The sequence below is a fragment of the Cellulomonas chitinilytica genome, assembly GCF_016862675.1.
In the GTDB taxonomy this organism is placed as follows: Bacteria; Actinomycetota; Actinomycetes; order Actinomycetales; family Cellulomonadaceae; genus Cellulomonas; species Cellulomonas chitinilytica.
In genome coordinates this window covers 90865-109042 of the sequence record NZ_BONK01000015.1, presented here as the reverse complement: position 1 = coordinate 109042, position 18178 = coordinate 90865, and the positions used below count along the sequence as shown (strand labels likewise).

At 72.7% G+C, this 18178-nt stretch carries 9 protein-coding genes; 2 read left to right on the top strand and 7 right to left on the bottom strand.

Annotation, left to right across the window (positions count from 1 at the left end; translation table 11 throughout):
* Positions 1–108 precede the first annotated feature (108 nt).
* Positions 109–1539 (top strand): xylulokinase, encoded by a 1431-nt coding sequence (xylB, locus tag Cch01nite_RS19075; protein WP_203758075.1) that lies wholly within the window; start codon positions 109–111, stop codon positions 1537–1539.
* 212 nt (positions 1540–1751) lie between these two features.
* On the opposite strand, the gene Cch01nite_RS19070 is transcribed toward xylB, so the two are convergent.
* From Cch01nite_RS19070 to Cch01nite_RS19045, 6 genes are all read right to left on the bottom strand, one after another.
* Positions 1752–2087 (bottom strand): histone-like nucleoid-structuring protein Lsr2, encoded by a 336-nt coding sequence (locus tag Cch01nite_RS19070; RefSeq protein WP_203758074.1) that lies wholly within the window; start codon positions 2085–2087, stop codon positions 1752–1754.
* Between the two features lie 68 nt (positions 2088–2155).
* Positions 2156–2344 (bottom strand): hypothetical protein, encoded by a 189-nt coding sequence (locus Cch01nite_RS19065; protein WP_203758073.1) that lies wholly within the window; start codon positions 2342–2344, stop codon positions 2156–2158.
* Positions 2345–2354: 10 nt separating this feature from the next.
* Positions 2355–3896: a lysine--tRNA ligase gene (gene lysS / locus Cch01nite_RS19060; protein WP_203758072.1), complete on the bottom strand. Its 1542-nt coding sequence runs from the start codon at positions 3894–3896 to the stop codon at positions 2355–2357.
* 122 nt (positions 3897–4018) lie between these two features.
* Complete coding sequence (gene nadC, locus Cch01nite_RS19055) at positions 4019–4951, bottom strand: carboxylating nicotinate-nucleotide diphosphorylase (protein WP_203758071.1); 933 nt, start codon at positions 4949–4951, stop codon at positions 4019–4021.
* A 151-nt stretch (positions 4952–5102) separates the two neighbouring features.
* The gene (locus Cch01nite_RS19050; RefSeq protein ID WP_203758070.1) at positions 5103–9374 is read right to left on the bottom strand and encodes an endo-1,4-beta-xylanase; all 4272 of its coding nucleotides are present in this window, start codon (positions 9372–9374) and stop codon (positions 5103–5105) included.
* Between the two features lie 255 nt (positions 9375–9629).
* Positions 9630–14228 carry an endo-1,4-beta-xylanase gene (locus Cch01nite_RS19045; protein ID WP_203758069.1) on the bottom strand — a complete coding sequence of 1533 codons (4599 nt, stop codon included), beginning with the start codon at positions 14226–14228 and terminating at the stop codon, positions 9630–9632.
* A 518-nt stretch (positions 14229–14746) separates the two neighbouring features.
* On the opposite strand from Cch01nite_RS19045, the gene Cch01nite_RS19040 reads away from it, so the two are divergent.
* Positions 14747–16342: a beta-1,3-glucanase family protein gene (locus Cch01nite_RS19040; RefSeq protein ID WP_203758068.1), complete on the top strand. Its 1596-nt coding sequence runs from the start codon at positions 14747–14749 to the stop codon at positions 16340–16342.
* A gap of 59 nt (positions 16343–16401) precedes the next feature.
* Here Cch01nite_RS19040 and Cch01nite_RS19035 read toward each other — a convergent pair whose 3' ends face one another.
* Entirely contained in the window at positions 16402–18153 is a 1752-nt protein-coding gene (locus tag Cch01nite_RS19035) for an L-aspartate oxidase (protein WP_203758102.1), read from the bottom strand.
* Positions 18154–18178 lie beyond the last annotated feature (25 nt).

Sequence of the window (18178 nt, the reverse complement as noted above, 5' to 3'; positions counted from 1 at the left end):
GGCCGGGCCCGTCTCCGCAACGGGCCCGGCCGGTCCCCTTTCCCCGGCCCGCTCTCCCGGTCGGTCGCGACGCCGCCGTCACGACCCGTCAGTCACGAAGGAACATCCATGGCCCTCGTCGCCGGCGTGGACTCGTCCACGCAGTCCTGCAAGGTCGTCGTCCGCGACGCCGAGACCGGCGCCCTCGTGCGCAGCGGTCGCGCCTCGCACCCCGACGGCACGTCCGTCGCCCCCCGCCACTGGTGGGACGCCCTCCAGACCGCGATCGCCGACGCGGGAGGCCTCGACGACGTCGAGGCGATCTCCGTCGGAGGCCAGCAGCACGGCATGGTCGCGCTCGACCAGACCGGCGAGGTCGTCCGCGACGCGCTGCTCTGGAACGACACCCGCTCCGCCCCCGCGGCGCTGCAGCTCATCGACGAGCTCGGCGGCCCGCAGGCGTGGGCCGACGCCGTCGGCTCCGTCCTCGTCGCGTCCCTCACGATCACGAAGCTGCGCTGGCTGCGCGACGCCGAGCCCGAGAACGCCGCCCGCGTCGCCGCGGTGGCTCTCCCCCACGACTGGCTGACCTGGCGGCTCGCCGGGCACGGTGCGGGCTCCGGCTCGGCGGGCCTCGACGCGCTCGTCACCGACCGCTCCGACGCGTCCGGCACCGGCTACTGGTCCCCGGCGACCGGCGAGTACCGCCACGACCTGCTCGAGCTCGCACTCGGCCACTCGGCCGCACTGCCGGTGGTGCTCGGCCCGAACCAGGCCGGACCCCGCTCGGCCGTCGGTGCGCTCGCTCCCGTGCTCGGCCCCGGCGCCGGCGACAACGCCGCCGCCGCCCTCGCGCTCGGGCTCGGCCCCGGCGACGTCGCCGTGTCGATCGGCACGTCGGGCGTCGTGTCCGCGATCACGCCCACGGTCACCGCCGACGGCAGCGGCATGGTCACCGGCTTCGCCGACGCGACCGGCGCGTTCCTGCCCCTGGCCTGCACGCTCAACGCGTCACGCGTGCTCGACGCCGCCGCCCGCCTGCTCGGCACCGACCACGCCGGCCTGTCCGCGCTCGCCCTCTCGGCCCCCGCCGGCGCCGACGGGCTCGTGCTCGTCCCCTACCTCGAGGGCGAGCGGACCCCGAACAAGCCCGACGCGACGGGCGCCCTGCACGGCGTGCGGCTCGGCAACACCACGCCCGCGCACCTCGCCCGGGCGGCCGTCGAGGGCATGCTCTGCGGCCTGGCCGACGGGATCGACGCGCTGCGCGCCCAGGGCGTCGCCGTCGAGCGGCTGTTCCTCATCGGCGGCGGCGCGCAGTCCGAGGCCGTGCGGCGCATCGCCCCGTCCGTGCTCGGGCTCGACGTCCTCGTCCCGACGCCCGGCGAGTACGTCGCCGACGGTGCCGCCCGGCAGGCCGCGTGGGTGCTGTCCGGCGCCGCCCAGCCGCCCGCGTGGAGCGCCGCCTCCACCGCCGAGACGTACACCGGCGAGCCCGTCGCGCGCGTGCGCGAGCAGTACGCCGCCGTCCGGGACCTCACGGCGTCGCGCCCGGCCTGAGCGCGCAGGCCGGTCGGCTCCACCCGACCGGCACCCGCCCGTCCGCGGGCCGGCACACCCCGGTCGGCGGGCACGACGAGAGCCCGGCACCCTGGATCGCTCCAGGGTGCCGGGCTCTCGTTCGTCAGCCGGCCGGCCGCGGTGCTCGGTGCTCAGCCGCGGTGCTCGGTGCTCAGCCGCGGTGCTCGGTGCTCAGCCGCGGTGCTCGGTGCTCAGTGCGCCGCGTCGTACGCAGCCTTGACCTCGGCCGAGATGCGGCCGCGCTCCGAGACGTGGTGACCGTTCGCCTTGGCCCACTCGCGGACGGCCTGGGCGTCGCCGCTCGCGGCGCGACGGTTGCGGGTGGCACCCGACCGCACGGAACCCGAGCGGCCCCCGACCTTGCGTGCGTGGCCGACCCACGACGCGAGCGCGTCGCGCAGCTCGGCCGCGTGCGCGGTGGTGAGGTCGATCTCGTAGGTGACGCCGTCGATCCCGAACGTGACGGTCTCGTCGGCAGTTCCACCGTCGATGTCGTCCACAAGGGTCACGACAGTCTTCTGCGCCATTGTTCGCTCCGGTATGCGATGTGCGAAATGCGGGACTCGTGCAGCATCGCACCCGGACTAATGCAACGTCAAACGCCCGACGGAGATTCGCCATTCTTCGCGGCGGCTTCCGCGGCGCGTTCCGCGGCATCCATTCTGGCCAAAGCCTGCCGTTCGGTGCGGTCGGCATTCACCAGCGCACGGATGGCGAGCCAGAACAGCAGGCCGACACCGACCGACGGGATGATCGCCGCCAGCGCCGTGAGCAGGGTGTCCATGCCGTTCCCCTCAGACCTGCGGCTTCACGAGCGGGAAAAGGATCGTCTCGCGGATGCCGTATCCCGTGAGCGCCATGAGCAGCCGGTCGATCCCCATGCCCATCCCGCCGGCGGGCGGCATCGCGTACTCGACGGCCGTGAGAAAGTCCTCATCGACGCGCATCGCCTCGTCGTCACCGGCCGCCGCGAGCCGCGCCTGCGCCTCGAAGCGCTCACGCTGGATCACCGGGTCGACGAGCTCCGAATAGGCGGTCGCCAGCTCGAAGCCGCGCACGTACAGGTCCCACTTCTCGACGAGTCCGCGCTTGCTGCGGTGGTCGCGCGTCAACGGGCTGGTCTCGACCGGGAAATCGCGCACGAATGTCGGCGCGGACAACGCGTCGCCGACGCGGTGCTCCCAGAGCTGTTCGACGAGCTTGCCGTGGCTCGCCTTCTTCGGGTCCACCTCGACGTCGAGCCTCGCCGCGATCGTGCTCAGCTCGGCCAGGGTGGTGTCGGCCGTGATCTCGGTCCCGAGCGACTCCGACAGCGAGTCGTACATGTTCAGCTGCGCCCAGTCGCCGCCGAGGTCGTACTCGGTGCCGTCCGGCAGCACGATGAGCGTGCCGCCGAGCACCTCCTTGGCGGCGGTCTGCACCAGGTCGCGCGTGAGCTCCGCCATCGTGTCGTAGTCGCCGTACGCCTCGTACGCCTCGAGCATCGCGAACTCCGGCGAGTGCGTGCTGTCGGCGCCCTCGTTGCGGAAGTTCCGGTTGATCTCGAAGACCCGCTCGATGCCGCCGACCACGGCACGCTTGAGGAACAGCTCCGGGGCGATCCGCATGTACAGGTCGATGTCGAACGCGTTCATGTGCGTGACGAAGGGGCGGGCCGCCGCGCCGCCCGGCTGCGTCTGCAGCATCGGCGTCTCGACCTCGAGGTAGCCGCGGCGGTGGAAGTTGTCGCGCAGCGACCGGACGACGGCCGCGCGCTGGCGCACCATGTCCCGCGCCGCGGGCCGCATGATGAGGTCGACGTACCGCTGCCGGACGCGCGCCTCCTCGGACAGCACGGTGCCCTCGTAGAGGTTCGGCAGCGGGCGGATGGCCTTCGCGGCCAGCTGCCACGCGTCCGCGAAGACCGACAGCTCGCCGCGGCGCGACGAGATGACGCGGCCGTGCACGAACAGGTGGTCGCCCAGGTCGATGTCCGCCTTGAACGCCGTGAGCCGGTCCTCGCCGATCTCCGCGAGGCTGAGCATCGCCTGCAGCCGGTTGCCCTCGCCGTCCTGCAGCGTCGCGAAGCAGAGCTTGCCGGTGTTGCGCAGGAAGACGACGCGACCGGCGACGCCGACCTCGACGTCCGTCTCGGTGCCCGGCTCGAGGTCGGGGTGCGCCGCACGGACCTCGGCGATCGTGTGCGTCCGCGGGACGCCCACCGGGTACGCCTCGACGCCCTCGGCGAGCATGCGGGCCCGCTTCTCCTGCCGGACCCGGATCTGCTCGGGGGTCTCGTCGACCGTGCCGTCGACCAGGTCCGGGGCTGTCACGGGGGTGTCAGGCGTCTCGCTCACCGGGCGATTCTACCGGGGCGCCTGTGCGCGCCCTCCCGCACCGGTGTGCCGTCCACCACCCGGACGGCGGCCCCGCCGGGCCCCTCGCTGCAGGGTTCGTCACGCCGGACGGGACGAACCCTTCAGCCGGCCGCCGGGCGGAGGTCCAGGGCCAGGTCGAGGATCGGCGACGAGTGCGTCAGCCCGCCCACCGAGAGGTAGTCGACACCCGTCGACGCGACCTCCCGGGCCCGGTCGAGCGTGAGGTTCCCGGTCGCCTCGAGCTCCACGCGGCCCGTCGCCGGCTCGCCCGCCCGGACCGCCGCGACGACCTCGGTGAGCAGCGGCGTCGGCATGTTGTCGAGCAGCAGGAACCGGGCACCCGCGGCGACGGCCTCGAGGGCCTGGTCCAGGGTGTCGGCCTCGACCTGGATCGCGACGTCCGGGAACCGGGTCCGCACCGCGTGCACGGCGGCGGCCACCGACCCCGCGGCGACGACGTGGTTGTCCTTGACCATCGCGACGTCGTGCAACCCCATGCGCTTGTTCGTGCCGCCGCCGCACCGGACCGCGTACTTCTCCAGGGCACGCAGCCCGGGGGTCGTCTTGCGGGTGTCGAGCACCAGCGCGCCCGTGCCCTGCAGCGCGTCCGCCCACCGGCGGGTGTGCGTCGCGACGCCCGACGCGCGCGACGCGAGGTTCAGCAGCGTCCGCTCCGCGACGAGCAGCACCTGGACCGGCCCGGACAGCTCGGCGAGCACCTCGCCCGGGGTCACGGCGGCGCCGTCCTCGACGAGCGGCCGGTAGGTGACCGCCGGCAGCGCGAGGCGGTCGGCGACCTGGCGCAGCACCTCCGGGACGGCGACGAGCCCCGCCACGACGCCCGGCGCGCGGGCGACGAGCGCCGCGGTGCCCTCCGCGTCCGGCGGGATCGTCGCCTGCGTCGTCACGTCCCGGCCGGGCGCGGCACCGAGGTCCTCGTCCAGGGCGGTCGCGACGACGCCCGCGAGCCAGCGGGGATCCAGGGCGCCGGGTCCGGCGGTGGGGGTGTGCTCGGGGGCGGCGTGCGTGGTCACGTCGGTCACCGTAACCGCTCGCGTCCGCGCACGACCGAGGGGCCCGGGGAGCGACGTCACCGCTCCCCGAGCCCCTCGTGGCCCACCAGGCCGACCGGAAGGGAACCGGTCCTTCAGAGACGACGGCCCACAACCGTCGTCATGCGTGCGCTCAGGCCCGCAGCGCCCCCTCGGGCCGCGTGAACCCGCGACGGCGGTAGAGCACCAGCGCCGTCCCGGACCCGAGCAGGCCGACCGCGAGCGAGATCAGGCCCGCGACCTGCGCACCGGTCGCCGCGAGGGCACCGCCCGCCGCCGTCACCGTGATCGGGATCGAGGTCGAGCTGCCGGACCGCAGCCCGCGGATCTCGATGGTGTGCTGGCCCGGCGGCAGCGCCGTCGGGATCTGCACGGTCACGGTGTAGCTGCCCGTCGCCGAGGCGACACCGCGGGCCAGCAGGACGGGCGTCGAGTGGATCCAGACCTCGACGGGCTCGTCCGGCTGCAGGTTGGTCGCCGACAGGGTCACGTCGCCGCCGGCCTTGAACGACGCGGCACCTCCCTTGAGGGCGAGGGTCACGCCGTCCGGTCCGGTCACCGGCTGGGAACCGCCGCCACCGGGCGTGCCCGCCGGCGACTGCGACGGGGTCGGCTGCGGCGTGGCCGACGGGTCCGGCGACTGGGTGGCCGTCGGGGTCGGCGTCGGCGTCGTCGTCGGGGTCGGCGTCGGCGTGGGGGTCGGCGTCGGCGTCGGGGTCGGCGTCGGCTCCGGGTCGGTCACCGGTGCGGCGACGAGCTGACCGACACCCCACCTCGCGGTGGTCTGGTAGCCGGCACCGGTCGGGTCCGCCCAGTTGCGGATGGCCGTGCGGGCGCCGCCCGAGGCGTCGTTGACCTGGAAGTCCAGGCCGTGGAACGTCCCGAGACCGCTGTACTCGCTGCCGAGGTCGATCGCGGCCTCGACGACGTAGCCGGTCGCCGTCGTCCGCGTCCGGCTCTGCAGGCGACCCTTCTGGAACGGGACGTCACCGGTGCCGACCGAGACCTCGTTGGCCGCCGAGATGCGCAGCTGGCTGTCGTCGTAGCGGTACGGACCGTTCTTGGCGTTGCCCGAGTCGACGAAGATCTCGAGCGAGTCCTGGATCCACGGGTCCGAGCCCGAGACGTCCACGGTCGGGTCGGTCACGGCGGCGTACACGTACACCTTGTCGCCGTTCCAGACCGTGCGGACCGACGCGACCGCGCCGCCGCTGCCGCTGACCTGCCGGTCCGTCGACACCGCACGGGCGTCGGCGTAGGCGGCGTCCTCGACGCCGTCGACCGTCGGCGCCGTGGCGGCCTGCGGGATCTCCACGAACGACACCGGCTCGACGAGCGAGAGGGTGCCGAGCGCGCCCGGCGTGTTCCAGGTCGACGTGCTCGCGCCGTCGACGACCCGGATGTCGAACGCGCTCGTCTGGCCCGCGGCCAGACCGGTCCGGGGGAGCTCGACGACGGCCGTCCAGCCGCCCGAGACCTCCGTGACGACGCCGTCGACGTCACCGGAGCCGCCACGCGTGAACGTCACGGTCCCGTGGCCGTCGTCGAACACGACCGCGTCGGCGGCGTCGGTCGTGGTGTCGTGCACCTCGACGTACGCCGTCAGGTGGTCGGGCGCCCAGCGGAGCTGGAACCCGGCCTTGGTGCCGATCGCGTGCAGGGGCAGGCGTGCCCACTCGGGCGCCGACGTGGCGTCCGGGCCGAGCGGCACGTCGGCCTGGAACACGTTCGCCGAGCGCTGCGCGAGCGGCAGGTCGCCGTCGACGACGCCGAAGTACGCCGGCTTCGCCTGGATGGCGTCGTCGAACAGCAGCGGAGCACCGGACGTGTTCCGCCAGCTCCGGCCGTCACGCAGACCCCACACGGTGACCGAGAACAGGTCGGCGGAGCGGGCCCGGAACGCCCGGAACGCGTCGCGGTAGTAGTAGCCCTGGTCGATGAGCAGGGCGTTCGTGACGGGCGTCCCGGTCGTGACGTCGAACTCGGTCACGGCCTGCTTGATGCCGAGGTCGTCGAACGCGTCGAGCGTCGACGCCAGCGTGCTCACCGGGGTGGACAGGCTGACGTGGAACTGGTGCCCGAGGCCGTCGATCGGCGCACCTGCCGCGAGCAGACGCTCGAGGAGCGCGTGCATGCGGACCTGCTTGCCGGCCTGCTCGGTGTTGTAGTCGTTGATGAACAGCGACACCGGGTGCGTGGCGCCCGAAGCGGCGTACGTGGTGTTGAACGCCTCGTTCGCGTACTGGAACGCGAGCGCGATGTAGTCCTCGCCGAGCACGTCGTGCCAGTGGCTCGTGCGCAGGCCGTCGCTCGTGTCGGCGGCGTCGGAGACGACCTCGTTGACCACGTCGAACGCGACCAGCGGGTTGGTGGCGCTGCCGAACGGGCCGAACTCGTCGCTGAGGTACCGCGCGACGTTGTCGATGTGCGTGTGCAGCCGCGCCGTGAGGACCGCCTTGTCGGCGTCGCTGTCCGTGAGCCAGCCGCCGCTCGCGTTCTTGAAGAGCGAGTCCGGCGTCTGGGAGTGCCACACGAGCGTGTGGCCGTACAGGCGGATGTGGTTGTCCCGGGCGTACTGCATCAGCGCGTCGGCCTGGGGGTTCGACGTGACGAACGTGCCGTTCGCGTCGTACCAGGTCTCCGGCTTCATCTGGTTCTCGGGCGTGATCTGGTCGAAGTGCTTGAGCAGCAGGTCCGAGTAGGCGCCCTGGGTCTCGCGGGGGTCGATCGCGACGCCGACCGGGAACGGCACGGTGTCCTTGATCGCCTCGAGCTCGTCCTGGACGTCCAGGGGTGCCGGGGTCGTGATCGTGATGTCGTCGATCAGCAGGTCGGACGTGTTGCCGGCCGCGCCGCTCGCGTACTTGGTCTCGAGGTAGATGCGTCCGGCGGTGCCGGTCGACATCTGGAACTGCGCCGTGGCGTGCACCCAGGCGCTGTTGCTCATGCCGGTGAACGTGGCGAGCGTGGCGAAGCTCGTCGTGCTGCCCGTCGTCGTCTGCGCCGTGAGGGCGATGTCGCCCGCGGGCTGGCCCGCACCGAACTTGACCCAGGCGTCGAACACGTACGTCGAGCCGCCCTTGAGGACGCAGCCGACGTCACGGATGAGGCCCTGGCCCTGGTGGACGCGGTTCGTCACGGCGATCGCGTGGTCGCTGGCGTGGCCGCCGTCGACGACCGTCACGGTCGCCGGACCCTGGCCGCCGTCACGGGCGCTCCAGCCGTCCATGCCGCTCTCGAACGTCGAGCTCACGAGCGTGGTGCCCGTGGGGTAGGCGCAGGTGTCCGACGGCGAGGGCGTCGGCGAGGGGGTGCCGCCGGTCGGCGGGCCGGTGATCTCGACGTCGTCGACGAGGAAGTCCGTCGTCGTGTCGCCCTCGATGTACACGATCGTCGGCGGCGTCGCCGGGTCGTACGTGTAGTCGCCCTGGAGCTGGACCCAGCTGGTGCCGACCGTGGGCTGGCCGCCGATCCACGGGTACTTGTTGACCGTGGATGCGGGCAGGTTGATCCCGAGGTTCAGCTTGTGGGTACCCGTGGCGCTGTCCGGGAGCCGGACCCACGCGGACACGTGGTAGGTGCCGGACGTGATCAGGCTGGACACGTCGACCTGGAGGCCGTTCCAGCCGGCCGTGCGGCCCGACACGAGCGCGCTGGACGTCCCGGTGTGCGCCGCGGTCGAGGTCTGCGCGACGGTGGCGGAGCGGCCCGCGAACGGGGTGACGCCCGACTCGAAGCTCGTCGAGAGCAGCGGCCCGCCGGCGTCGGGGCACGTCACGGCGGGGACGGCGACCGTGAAGTCGTCGACGTAGTAGTCGTAGGGCACGTTCGTGGCGGGCGAGCCCGTCGTGATGTCGGTCGTGCCGATGTAGAACTGCCCGTTCGCCCGGTCGGCGTCCACGGCGAACTCGCCCGTGAGCTGGGTCCAGGCCGTGCTCGAGAGGGCCTTGCTGTCGCCGACGTTCGTGTAGGAGTCGGAGCTCGCGCCGGACGCGCGCCACTTCCCCTTGATGGTCGCCGTGACCGGGTCGGTCACGGAGGCCGCGAGGCGCACCTTGACCGACACCTTGACGGTCTTGCCGACGTAGGCGCCGAGCTTGTCGTTCGGGGTCTGCACGCTGAAGTAGTCGGCCGAGCGGCCCGGGAGGAGCAGGGAGGTGTTCCCGTCCCCGTCGAGGTCGGCGTAGGTGAGCGAGCCCGTGCCGCTGTAGCCGCTCCCCCAGAGCGGTCCGGGGTAGCTGACCCCGACGGCGCCGGTGAAGGGCTCCGAGACGACGTCCACCGCCGGGGACGGCGTGCACGCGGCTGCGGTCGCCGAGGGCAGGACGGCGACGAGCGACGCGGCGACGACGCCCAGCGCCACCGCCCCTGCTCCGATACTTTCGAACAACCTTGGCCGTCTCATCGACGCTCCTTTGCGTGCTCCGACTGGGATCGGCGCCAAGGTAGAGGCAAACGCCCCGGTGAACAATGCATGTATCGGGTGATGGGCGCCTGAACAATCGGTTCGCCGTCCGACACTTTCGAGAATCGGCCAAAACCCGGCACCGGATTCACCCGTTCGCCACAGCCGCGCGCGCGTCCCGCGTCCACCGACGGGTGACGACACGACTGCGCCCCCGGGACCATCGAGGGTCCCGGGGGCGCAGGTCAGGGGTCGTCAGCTGCGCCGGACCGCCAGGGTCGCCGCCGCCGACGTCGCCGTGCCGGCCGAGCTCGTCGCCACGGCCCGGTACTGCGTCCCGTCACCGCTCGACCTCACGGCGACGGTCAGCGTCACGCTCGTCGCGCCGGAGACCTTGGTCCACGACGACGAGCCCTTCGCCTTCTGGTACCACTGCACCTTCGGCGCCGGGTACCCGCTCACGCCGACCGTGAACTTCGCGGTCGACCCCGCCTTCGCGGTGACGTCCTTCGGCTGCGTGGTGATCGCCGGAGCCGTGGGGGCCACCGTCACGGTCGCCACCTCGGTGGTCGCCGAGCCCAGCTTGTTGGTGAACACCGCGCGGTACTGCGTGCCGTCCGTCTTGGCCGTGACCTTCACCGACAGCGTGGTGCCCGTGCAGCCGGCCGACGTCCAGTGCGACGACCAGGCGGCCTTCTGCTCCCACCGGACCGACGGCACCGGGTACCCGGACGCCGCCGCGGTCAGCTTCACCGTCGAGCCGAGCGCACCGGACGCCGACTGCGGCTGCTGCGTGACGACCGGCTTGGCCTTCGCCACCGTGACCGTCGCCCTGTCCGTGGTCGCGGACCCCTCGGAGTTGGTGAACACCGCCCGGTAGGTCGCACCGTCGTGCTTGGCGTCGAGCGTGACCGTCAGGCTCGGGCTCGTCGCCCCCGGCACGTCCTTCCACTTGTGCGTCCACAGCCAGCCGTCCGTCAGGACCTGCCACTGCACGGTCGGCGCGGGCTCGCCCGACGCCGCCGCCGTGAGCGTGACCTGCGAGCCGAACGCCCCGGACACCGACTGCGGCTGCTGCGTGACCAGCGGCGCCGCCAGCGGCGGGGCCACCGGCCCGACGAGCTCGGCGACACCCCAGCGGGAGGTGTTCTGGTACGAGCGGCCCGTCGGGTCGGTCCACGAGTGGACCGCCGTGCGGACACCCGCCGTGCCGTCGTTGACCTGGAAGTCGACACCGGTCAGGTCGCCCACGGCCGCGGTGCGGCCGAACGCGATGCTCTCCTCCACGACGTACCCGCCGTCGACGACCTTCGTCGCGCTCGTCAGCCGGTCCCCGATGACAGTCAGGTCCCCGCTCACGGACTGGAAGTTCTCGAAGTTGACCCGGTACTGGCCGTCGTCCGGCAGGTACGAGCCGTTCTTCGCGTTGACCGGGTCGAGGAACGTCTCGACCGAGTCCTGCTCCCAGGCGTTGCTCGAGCCCGCGTCCAGCGACGGGTCCGTCACCTGGAACAGCAGGTGCAGGGCGTCCTGCGTCCACAGCGCCTTGACCTGCGCGGTGGCACCGTCGGCCGCACCCTCGACGAGCGTCGTGGTCTCGACGACCGGGGCGTCCGCCCACGCCGCGTCGACGTCGCCGTCGATCGTCGGCGCCGTGTCCACCTGCGGGACCGCCACGTGCCCGACGGCCTCGACGAGGTCGAGCGAGCCGAGGCGCGCACCGTCCTCCTGGTGGTGGGTGAGGTCGTTCCACGACGCGACCGTGCCGGTGGCGCCGTCGGTGATCCGGACGTCGAACGGCGTGCTGCCGCCCTGCGTCAGGCCCGTGACAGGGAGGGTCGCGACGACGTCGTAGCCGCCCTCGACCTCCGCCACGACCCCACCGGACCCCGTGCGGTCGACGGTGACCGACGCGCCGCCCGCGGTGAACAGGTCCACCGTGTCGTCCGCGCCGTCGTCCGTGGCGTCGTCCACGTGCACGTACGCCGTGAGGTGGTCGGCCGACCAGCGGACCTGGAAGCCCGACGCGCCCGTGCCGACCTGGGTGTTCGGCAGCAGCGTCCAGTCGTGCGCGTCCGGACCCGCCGGGTCACCGGCGTGCGCGAGCGCGGACAGCGTGAGGGTGGGCAGCTGCGTCGGGTCGGCGATGCCCCAGTAGGCCGGCTTGGCCTGCAGGTCGCCGTCGAACGGCAGCGGCTTGCCCTCGCTCCGCCACGACCGGGAGTCGTACGGACCCCAGATCGTCACGGCGAACAGGTCGGGGTACGTGCGGAGCAGGTCGAACAGGTCCTTGTAGTAGTACCCCTGCTGCACGAGCTTGTTCTGCGTGACCGTCCCGTCGATCACGACGTCGAGCTCGCTGACGTTCTGCAGCAGCGGGAGCGTGCCGAACAGGTCGAGCGTCTCCTTGAGGCTCGCGATCGACGTGGACATGCTCAGGTGGAACTGGTTGCCGACGCCGTCCACCGGGACGCCCTGGGCGATCAGGTCCTGCAGGAGCGTGAACATCGCCTGCCGCTTGGCCGGCTGCTCGGTGTTGTAGTCGTTGATGAACAGCTTCACCGGCGGGTTGGTCGTGTCCCCGCCGTTGAACGCGTCGCTCGCGTACTCGAACGCCTTGGCGATGTACGTGGACCCGAGCGTCGCGTACCAGGGGCTGCGGCGCATGCCGTCGGCCTGGCTCTCGTCGATGACCTCGTTGACCACGTCGAACGACACGATCGGGTTGCCCGCCGTGCCGTACTCGCCGTACTTCTCGCGGAAGTGCTCGGCGACGGTGTCGATGTGCGTCTTCATCCGCGCCAGCAGCAGGGCCTGGTCGTCCGCGCTGTCCGTGAGCGGGGTGCCGTCGGTGTGCTCGAAGAACCACGCCGGCGTCTGGCTGTGCCACACGAGCGTGTGGCCGTGCACCCGGGTGCCGTGGGCGATCGCGTGGTCGACGAGCGCGTCGGCGTCACCGAACGTGAACGTGCCCTCGGTCGGCTGGACCTCCTCCGGCTTCATGTCGTTCTCGGGCGTGATCTGGTCGAAGTGCTTGCTGACCAGCGTCTCGCCGGAACCGGTGGTCTCGCGGCTGTCGATCGCGACGCCGAGCGGCCACGGGACGACGTCCTGCAGCGACGGGATGCCCGTCTGCACCGGCGGGGCCGTGTTCCCCGTGACGACCACGTCGTCGACGAGGAACGAGGGCGTGCCGGACGCGGTCTCGAAGTAGAGCAGAGCCGTCTCGGCCGCGGCCATGGTGTACGAGGCGCTGATCTGCACCCACGCCCCGGACGTGACGCCCGTCGCCGTGGCGATGGTGTCGTACGAGGACGTGCCCGCGTTGTCGCGCTGGATGCTCAGGCGCACGTCGGCCGGGTCCGTGACCCCGTCGGCGAGCTTGACCCAGCCCGAGATGTTGTACGTGCGGCCCGTCGTGAACAGGCCGGTGACCGACGCGCCGAAGCCGTGCCACGTCTGGGTGCGGTCCGCGATGCTCGCCGCCTGGGTGCCGCCGTGGAACTCGGTGGTGCTGAGGCTGACGACCGGGTTCGTCCCGTCGCCGCGTGCGCCCCAGGCGCCGAGGTCGGTCTCGAAGTCGTTCGTGAGCGTCGAGACGCCCGACGAGCCGCCGTCGTCGGCAGGACCGCCGACGGGCAGGCTGAACTGCCACCCGAGCGCGAGCCGCTCGTTCACGACGGTCTTGACCGCCGCGAGCGTGCCGGAGCGGTCACCGCCGCCGTCGTGCGTCAGGACGATCTGTCCCGGCTTCATCGCCGCGCGCAGGTTGGTCGTCAGGGTGTCGACGTCCTGCGTCTCCCAGTCGGAGATCGTGTTCGTCACGCCGAGCGGCTGCATGCCGAGCGACACGGCGGCCGCGGCGACGTTCGAGCCCCAGCTCCCGTTGGGTGCCCGGAAGAACGGCACCTGCGCGTTCGGGTCGCCGAGCGCGTCCCGGATGATCGCGAGGTTCTGCTTCATCCGGTCCTGCGCCTGCTCGAGCGTGAGGCTGCCCATGTCGGCGTAGTCGATGGAGTGGTTGCACAGGGTGTGCCCGTCGGCGACGATCCGCTTGAGGATGTCCGCGCCGCCGTCCGCCTGGATGTTCTGCCCGATGACGCAGAACGTGGCGTGCAGCCCGTTGGCCTGGAGGTAGTCGAGCAGCGCCGTCGTCGTGGCGCCGTTGGGGCCGTCGTCGAACGTGAGGGCCGCGACGTTGCCGGTGCCGCGTGCGGCGACCGAGGGCGTCAGCACCGGGTCGACGGCACCGCCCGGGACCACCGACGTGTCCGGCGGCGGTACCTCCGCACCCGTGATCGAGATGTCGTCCACGAGGTAGCTCGGTGACGTGCTGTCGATGTTCGCCGCCTCGATGTAGAGGGTCGCGGCCGTCGCCGCCGCAGGCTTGGTGTACGTGCCGCCGATCTTGACCCAGCCGTCCGCGGTCGTGGCGACGGCGCCGCCGACCCAGGTGTACGCGTCGCCGGCGGCGGACGTCTCCTGCACCGTGAAGTGCATGCCCGACGAGCCGATGGTGCCCGGCGCGAGCTTGACCCACGCCTCCACCGTGTACGGCGTGCCCGCCTGGAAGAGGGTGGCGACGCTCGTCGCGGCGCCGTTCCAGTCGCCGGTGCGGCCGGTCACCGAGAGGCTGTGCGTCCCCGCGTGCGCGTCGGTGTCGGTGACCGCGAGGGTCACCGGGCCGCGCGGTCCCCAGGGGGTGTAGCTGCCGTCCTCGAAGTCGTTGCTGAGGACGACGGTGTCGGCCGCCGCGGCGGGAGCCGCGAGCGCAACACCGGCGAGGGGAGCGATGGCCAGCGCTGCCGCTGCGATGCCGACTCCGATACTTTCGACGACCCGCGGTCGCTTCATCCGACGCTCCTTTGCGCAGATCCATGCTGAGGCGTGACCAAGGTACGCATCGTGCCGGATCGTCCGCAATGCGGGTTTCGTTCGAAACTTCACGAACTGGCGGGTTCGAACTTTCGGCAGCCGCAGCGGCATCGAAAATGGCTCGGTGACACGTGCCAACAGTCACCCTTGACGGTCTCCGCGGTGAAGGCCATCATGACCGGAGCGCTACGGTTACCGAGTTGTCAGTCGATGGCGGCCCCACCCCGGCCAGCCAGGCCACCGGCTCCCTCGCTCGGAGCACCGCCCCTCGCCGCCGTCGGAGCACCGTCGCCCCGACCCCGCGAGGGCACCACCATGCTGCGCACGGCGATCGCGGCGATCGACGCGATGGCCCGCGCAGACAGCCAGCTGCCACGCCTGCGCCCCGCCGCCGCGCGCCCCGCGCCCGACGCCGCACCGGCGGTCCCGCGGCGCGCCCGCGCGCCCCGCGCACACCCACCCACGAACCCCTCCACCGACACAGGGGGCACCCCTCCATGCGCAGCCTGCGAACACTCGTCGGCGTCCTCGCCGCGACCGCACTCACCGTCCCGCTCGTCCTGACCACCGGCGACACGCCCGCCCGGGCCGTCGGCCCGTCGGTCCTGCCCGTCACCGTCACCAACAGCACCGGCCGCAGCGACGCGGTCTACCTGTACGTGATCGGCACCAACCTCAGCACTGGCCGCCTCGGCTACGTCAGCGCGGGCGGCACGTTCACCGCCTGGCCGGCGGGGTCCATCCCGCCGTCACCCGCACCCGACGTCTCGATCCCGGGCCCCGGCAACGGCGGCAGCACCACGATCGGCTTCCCCCGCGGCTTCTCGGGCCGCGTCTACTTCTCCCTGGGGACCCGGCTCAGCTTCTTCCTGACACCCGACGGCCTCGTGCAACCGGCCCCGTGGGCCGGCGGCGACGCGAGCCACGACGTCCTGTTCGACTGGAGCGAGTTCACCTACAACGACGCCGGACTGTGGCTCAACAGCTCGCAGGTCGACATGTTCGCCGTCCCGCACGCCGTGACCGTCACCGGGGCGAACGGCGTGACCAAGCGGACCGGCGACCTCGTGTCGGACGGCCGCAGCGCCGTGATCAACGGCATCAAGGCACAGCCCGGCTGGGCGAGCACCGTCGTCACCCGCTCGGACGGCACCGTGCTGCGCGTCCTGTCCCCCGGCAAGGCCGCCGGCGCCGGTCTGTTCAGCACCACCTACCTGGACCCGTACATCACCTCGGCGTGGAACGCGTACACCTCCAAGACGCTGACCGTCGTGCCGTTCGCGGACCAGCCGAACACCAAGTTCTTCGGCCGCACCAGCGGCAACGTCATGACCTTCACCAACACCTCAGGCGCGCAGGTGGCCTCGTTCACCAAGCCCACCAGCGCGAACGTGTGGGGCTGCGACGGCAACCTGCAGGCCCCCAACGACCTCGTCGTCGGCCCGATCGCCCGGACGCTGTGCGCCGCGCTGAACCGCGGGACGCTCGGCACGATCGACACCCAGCCGAGCCTGAACGCGGCCGACTTCTACAAGAGCAGCCCGACCAACCAGTACGCGCGGATCCTGCACGCGAACATGGTCGACGGGAAGGCGTACGCGTTCGCGTTCGACGACGTCGGCAACTTCGAGTCGCTCGTCAACGACGGCGACCCGCGCTCCGCCGGCATCGTCCTCAGTCCCTTCGGCGCGGGCGGCGGCGGGGGTGGCACGGCCGGGTCGATCACCAACGCCAACGGCCTGTGCCTCGACAACAACGCCGCGAGCACCGCCAACGGCAACAAGATCCAGATCTGGGGCTGCAACGGCACCGTCGCCCAGCAGTGGACCTTCGTCGCCGCCGGCACCACGCTGCGCGTGCAGGGCAAGTGCCTCGACATCGCGGGCGGCGGCACCGCCAACGGCACCAAGGTCCAGCTCTGGGACTGCAACAGCACCGGCGCGCAGGTCTGGATCCCCCAGTCCAACGGCTCCTACCTCAACCCGCAGTCCAACCGCTGCCTGGACGACCCCGGGGCGTCGACCACCCCAGGCACCCAGGTGCAGATCTGGGACTGCAACGGCAGCGGCGCGCAGCGCTGGACGCTGCACTAGCGGTCAGCCGACGAGGTCGGGCACGCGGGCTCCGTGCCCGACCTCGTCGGCCCGGGCACCTACCGCAGCGTCGACTCCGACCGCCGGGTCGTCACCGTGCCGTCCGGGTCGAGCGCGACCTCGATCCGGACCTGCCAGTCGGGGTCCGTCGCCGGGAAGTCGGACCGGGCGTGCCCGCCCCGGCTCTCCTCGCGTTCGAGCGCCGTCGCGGTCAGCACGGTCGCGACCGCGTGCACGTTCGTCGTCTCCCACTCGGCGACCTGCGGGTGCGCGAGCAGCCGCCCGTCGTCGAGCCGCTCGTGGGCGTCCGTCGGGACCGCCGCCAGGGCCGTGACCGCCCGGCGCAGGCCCGCGCCGGACCGCAGCACACCGGGCCCCTCGGACGCGGCGCGCTGCACCCGTGCCCGGGACGCCGCCGCGACGAGCGCCTCGTCCCCGGGGCGCTGCACCGGCGACGACTGCCGCAGCACGCCGCCCTGCACCTGCGACGCGATGTGCCGGGCCGCCCGGGTCGCGAAGACCAGACCCTCCAGCAGCGAGTTCGACGCGAGCCGGTTCGCCCCGTGCACCCCGGTGCACGCGACCTCCCCCACCGCGTACAGCCCGCGCACCGAGGACCGCCCGACGAGGTCGGTGACGACCCCGCCCGAGTGGTAGTGCTGCGCCGGGGCGACGGGCACGAGATCGGTCGTGAGGTCGATGCCGTGGTCCAGCAGCCGTTCGTGGATCGTCGGGAACCGCTTGCGCAGGAAGTCCGCGCCGAGGTGCCGCGCGTCGAGCCACACGTGCTCGGCACCGGTGGCCGCCATCTGCGCGACGATCGCGTGCGCGACGACGTCCCGCGGGGCCAGCTCCGCCATCGGGTGCACCGCCGGCATGAAGCGCACGCCGTCCGTGTCGAGCAGGATCGCGCCCTCGCCGCGCACCGCCTCCGACACGAGCGTGAGCTGCCCGCGCGCCCCCGACCCCGCCCACAGGACCGTCGGGTGGAACTGCACGAACTCCACGTCGCCGAGCACCGCTCCCGCCCGCAGGGCCGCGGCGATGCCGTCGCCCGTCGCCTGCGCCGGGTTGGTGGACGAGCGGAACACCTGGCCGATGCCACCCGTCGCGAGCACCACGGCCTTGCCGAGGGCCGCGCCGACACCGTCGCGCTGCCCCTCGCCGATCACGTGCAGCGTGACGCCGCACGCGGCACCCGGCCGGCCGTCCGGCCCGGGAGGGCCCGTGAGCACGTCCAGCACGAGCGCGTGCTCGACGACCTCGATGCCGGGGTCGTCCCGCACCGCCTCGATCTGCGCGACGAGCGCCCGGGAGATCTCCGCACCCGTCGCGTCGCCGCCCGCGTGCGCGATCCGGTCCGCGTGGTGGCCGCCCTCACGGGTCAGGGAGATCTCGCCGTCGGGCGACCGGTCGAACCGGGCACCACGCGCCACGAGCTCCCGCACGCGCGACGGGCCCTCCGTCACCAGCACCTCGACCGCGCGCGGGTCGCACAGGCCGACGCCCGCGACGAGCGTGTCCTGCAGGTGAGCAGCGGGCGAGTCCGTCGGGTCGAGCGCCGCGGCGATGCCACCCTGCGCCCACACCGTCGAGCCCGACACGAGGGTGTCCTTCGTGACGAGCAGGACCCGCGGCACCCGGGTGCGCAGCTCGAGGGCCGCGGTCAGGCCGGCGATGCCCGAACCCACGACGATCGCGTCCACCTCGACCGTCCAGCCCGGCTCCGGCGCGGCGAGCCGGGTGGCCAGGCGGGTGCCCGGCCGGGTCCCGGCGTCCGGGACGTGCTGCTGCGGCGCGGGGCGGTGCAGCGCGGTCGGCGCGCCGGCGGCGGCC

Coding starts and splice junctions, on each gene's coding strand:
- xylB (WP_203758075.1), top strand. CDS start 109: ATGGCCCTCGTCGCCGGCGTGGACTCGTCCACGCAGTCCTGCAAGGTC.
- Cch01nite_RS19070 (WP_203758074.1), bottom strand. CDS start 2,087: ATGGCGCAGAAGACTGTCGTGACCCTTGTGGACGACATCGACGGTGGA.
- Cch01nite_RS19065 (WP_203758073.1), bottom strand. CDS start 2,344: ATGGACACCCTGCTCACGGCGCTGGCGGCGATCATCCCGTCGGTCGGT.
- Cch01nite_RS19050 (WP_203758070.1), bottom strand. CDS start 9,374: ATGAGACGGCCAAGGTTGTTCGAAAGTATCGGAGCAGGGGCGGTGGCG.
- Cch01nite_RS19045 (WP_203758069.1), bottom strand. CDS start 14,228: ATGAAGCGACCGCGGGTCGTCGAAAGTATCGGAGTCGGCATCGCAGCG.
- Cch01nite_RS19040 (WP_203758068.1), top strand. CDS start 14,747: ATGCGCAGCCTGCGAACACTCGTCGGCGTCCTCGCCGCGACCGCACTC.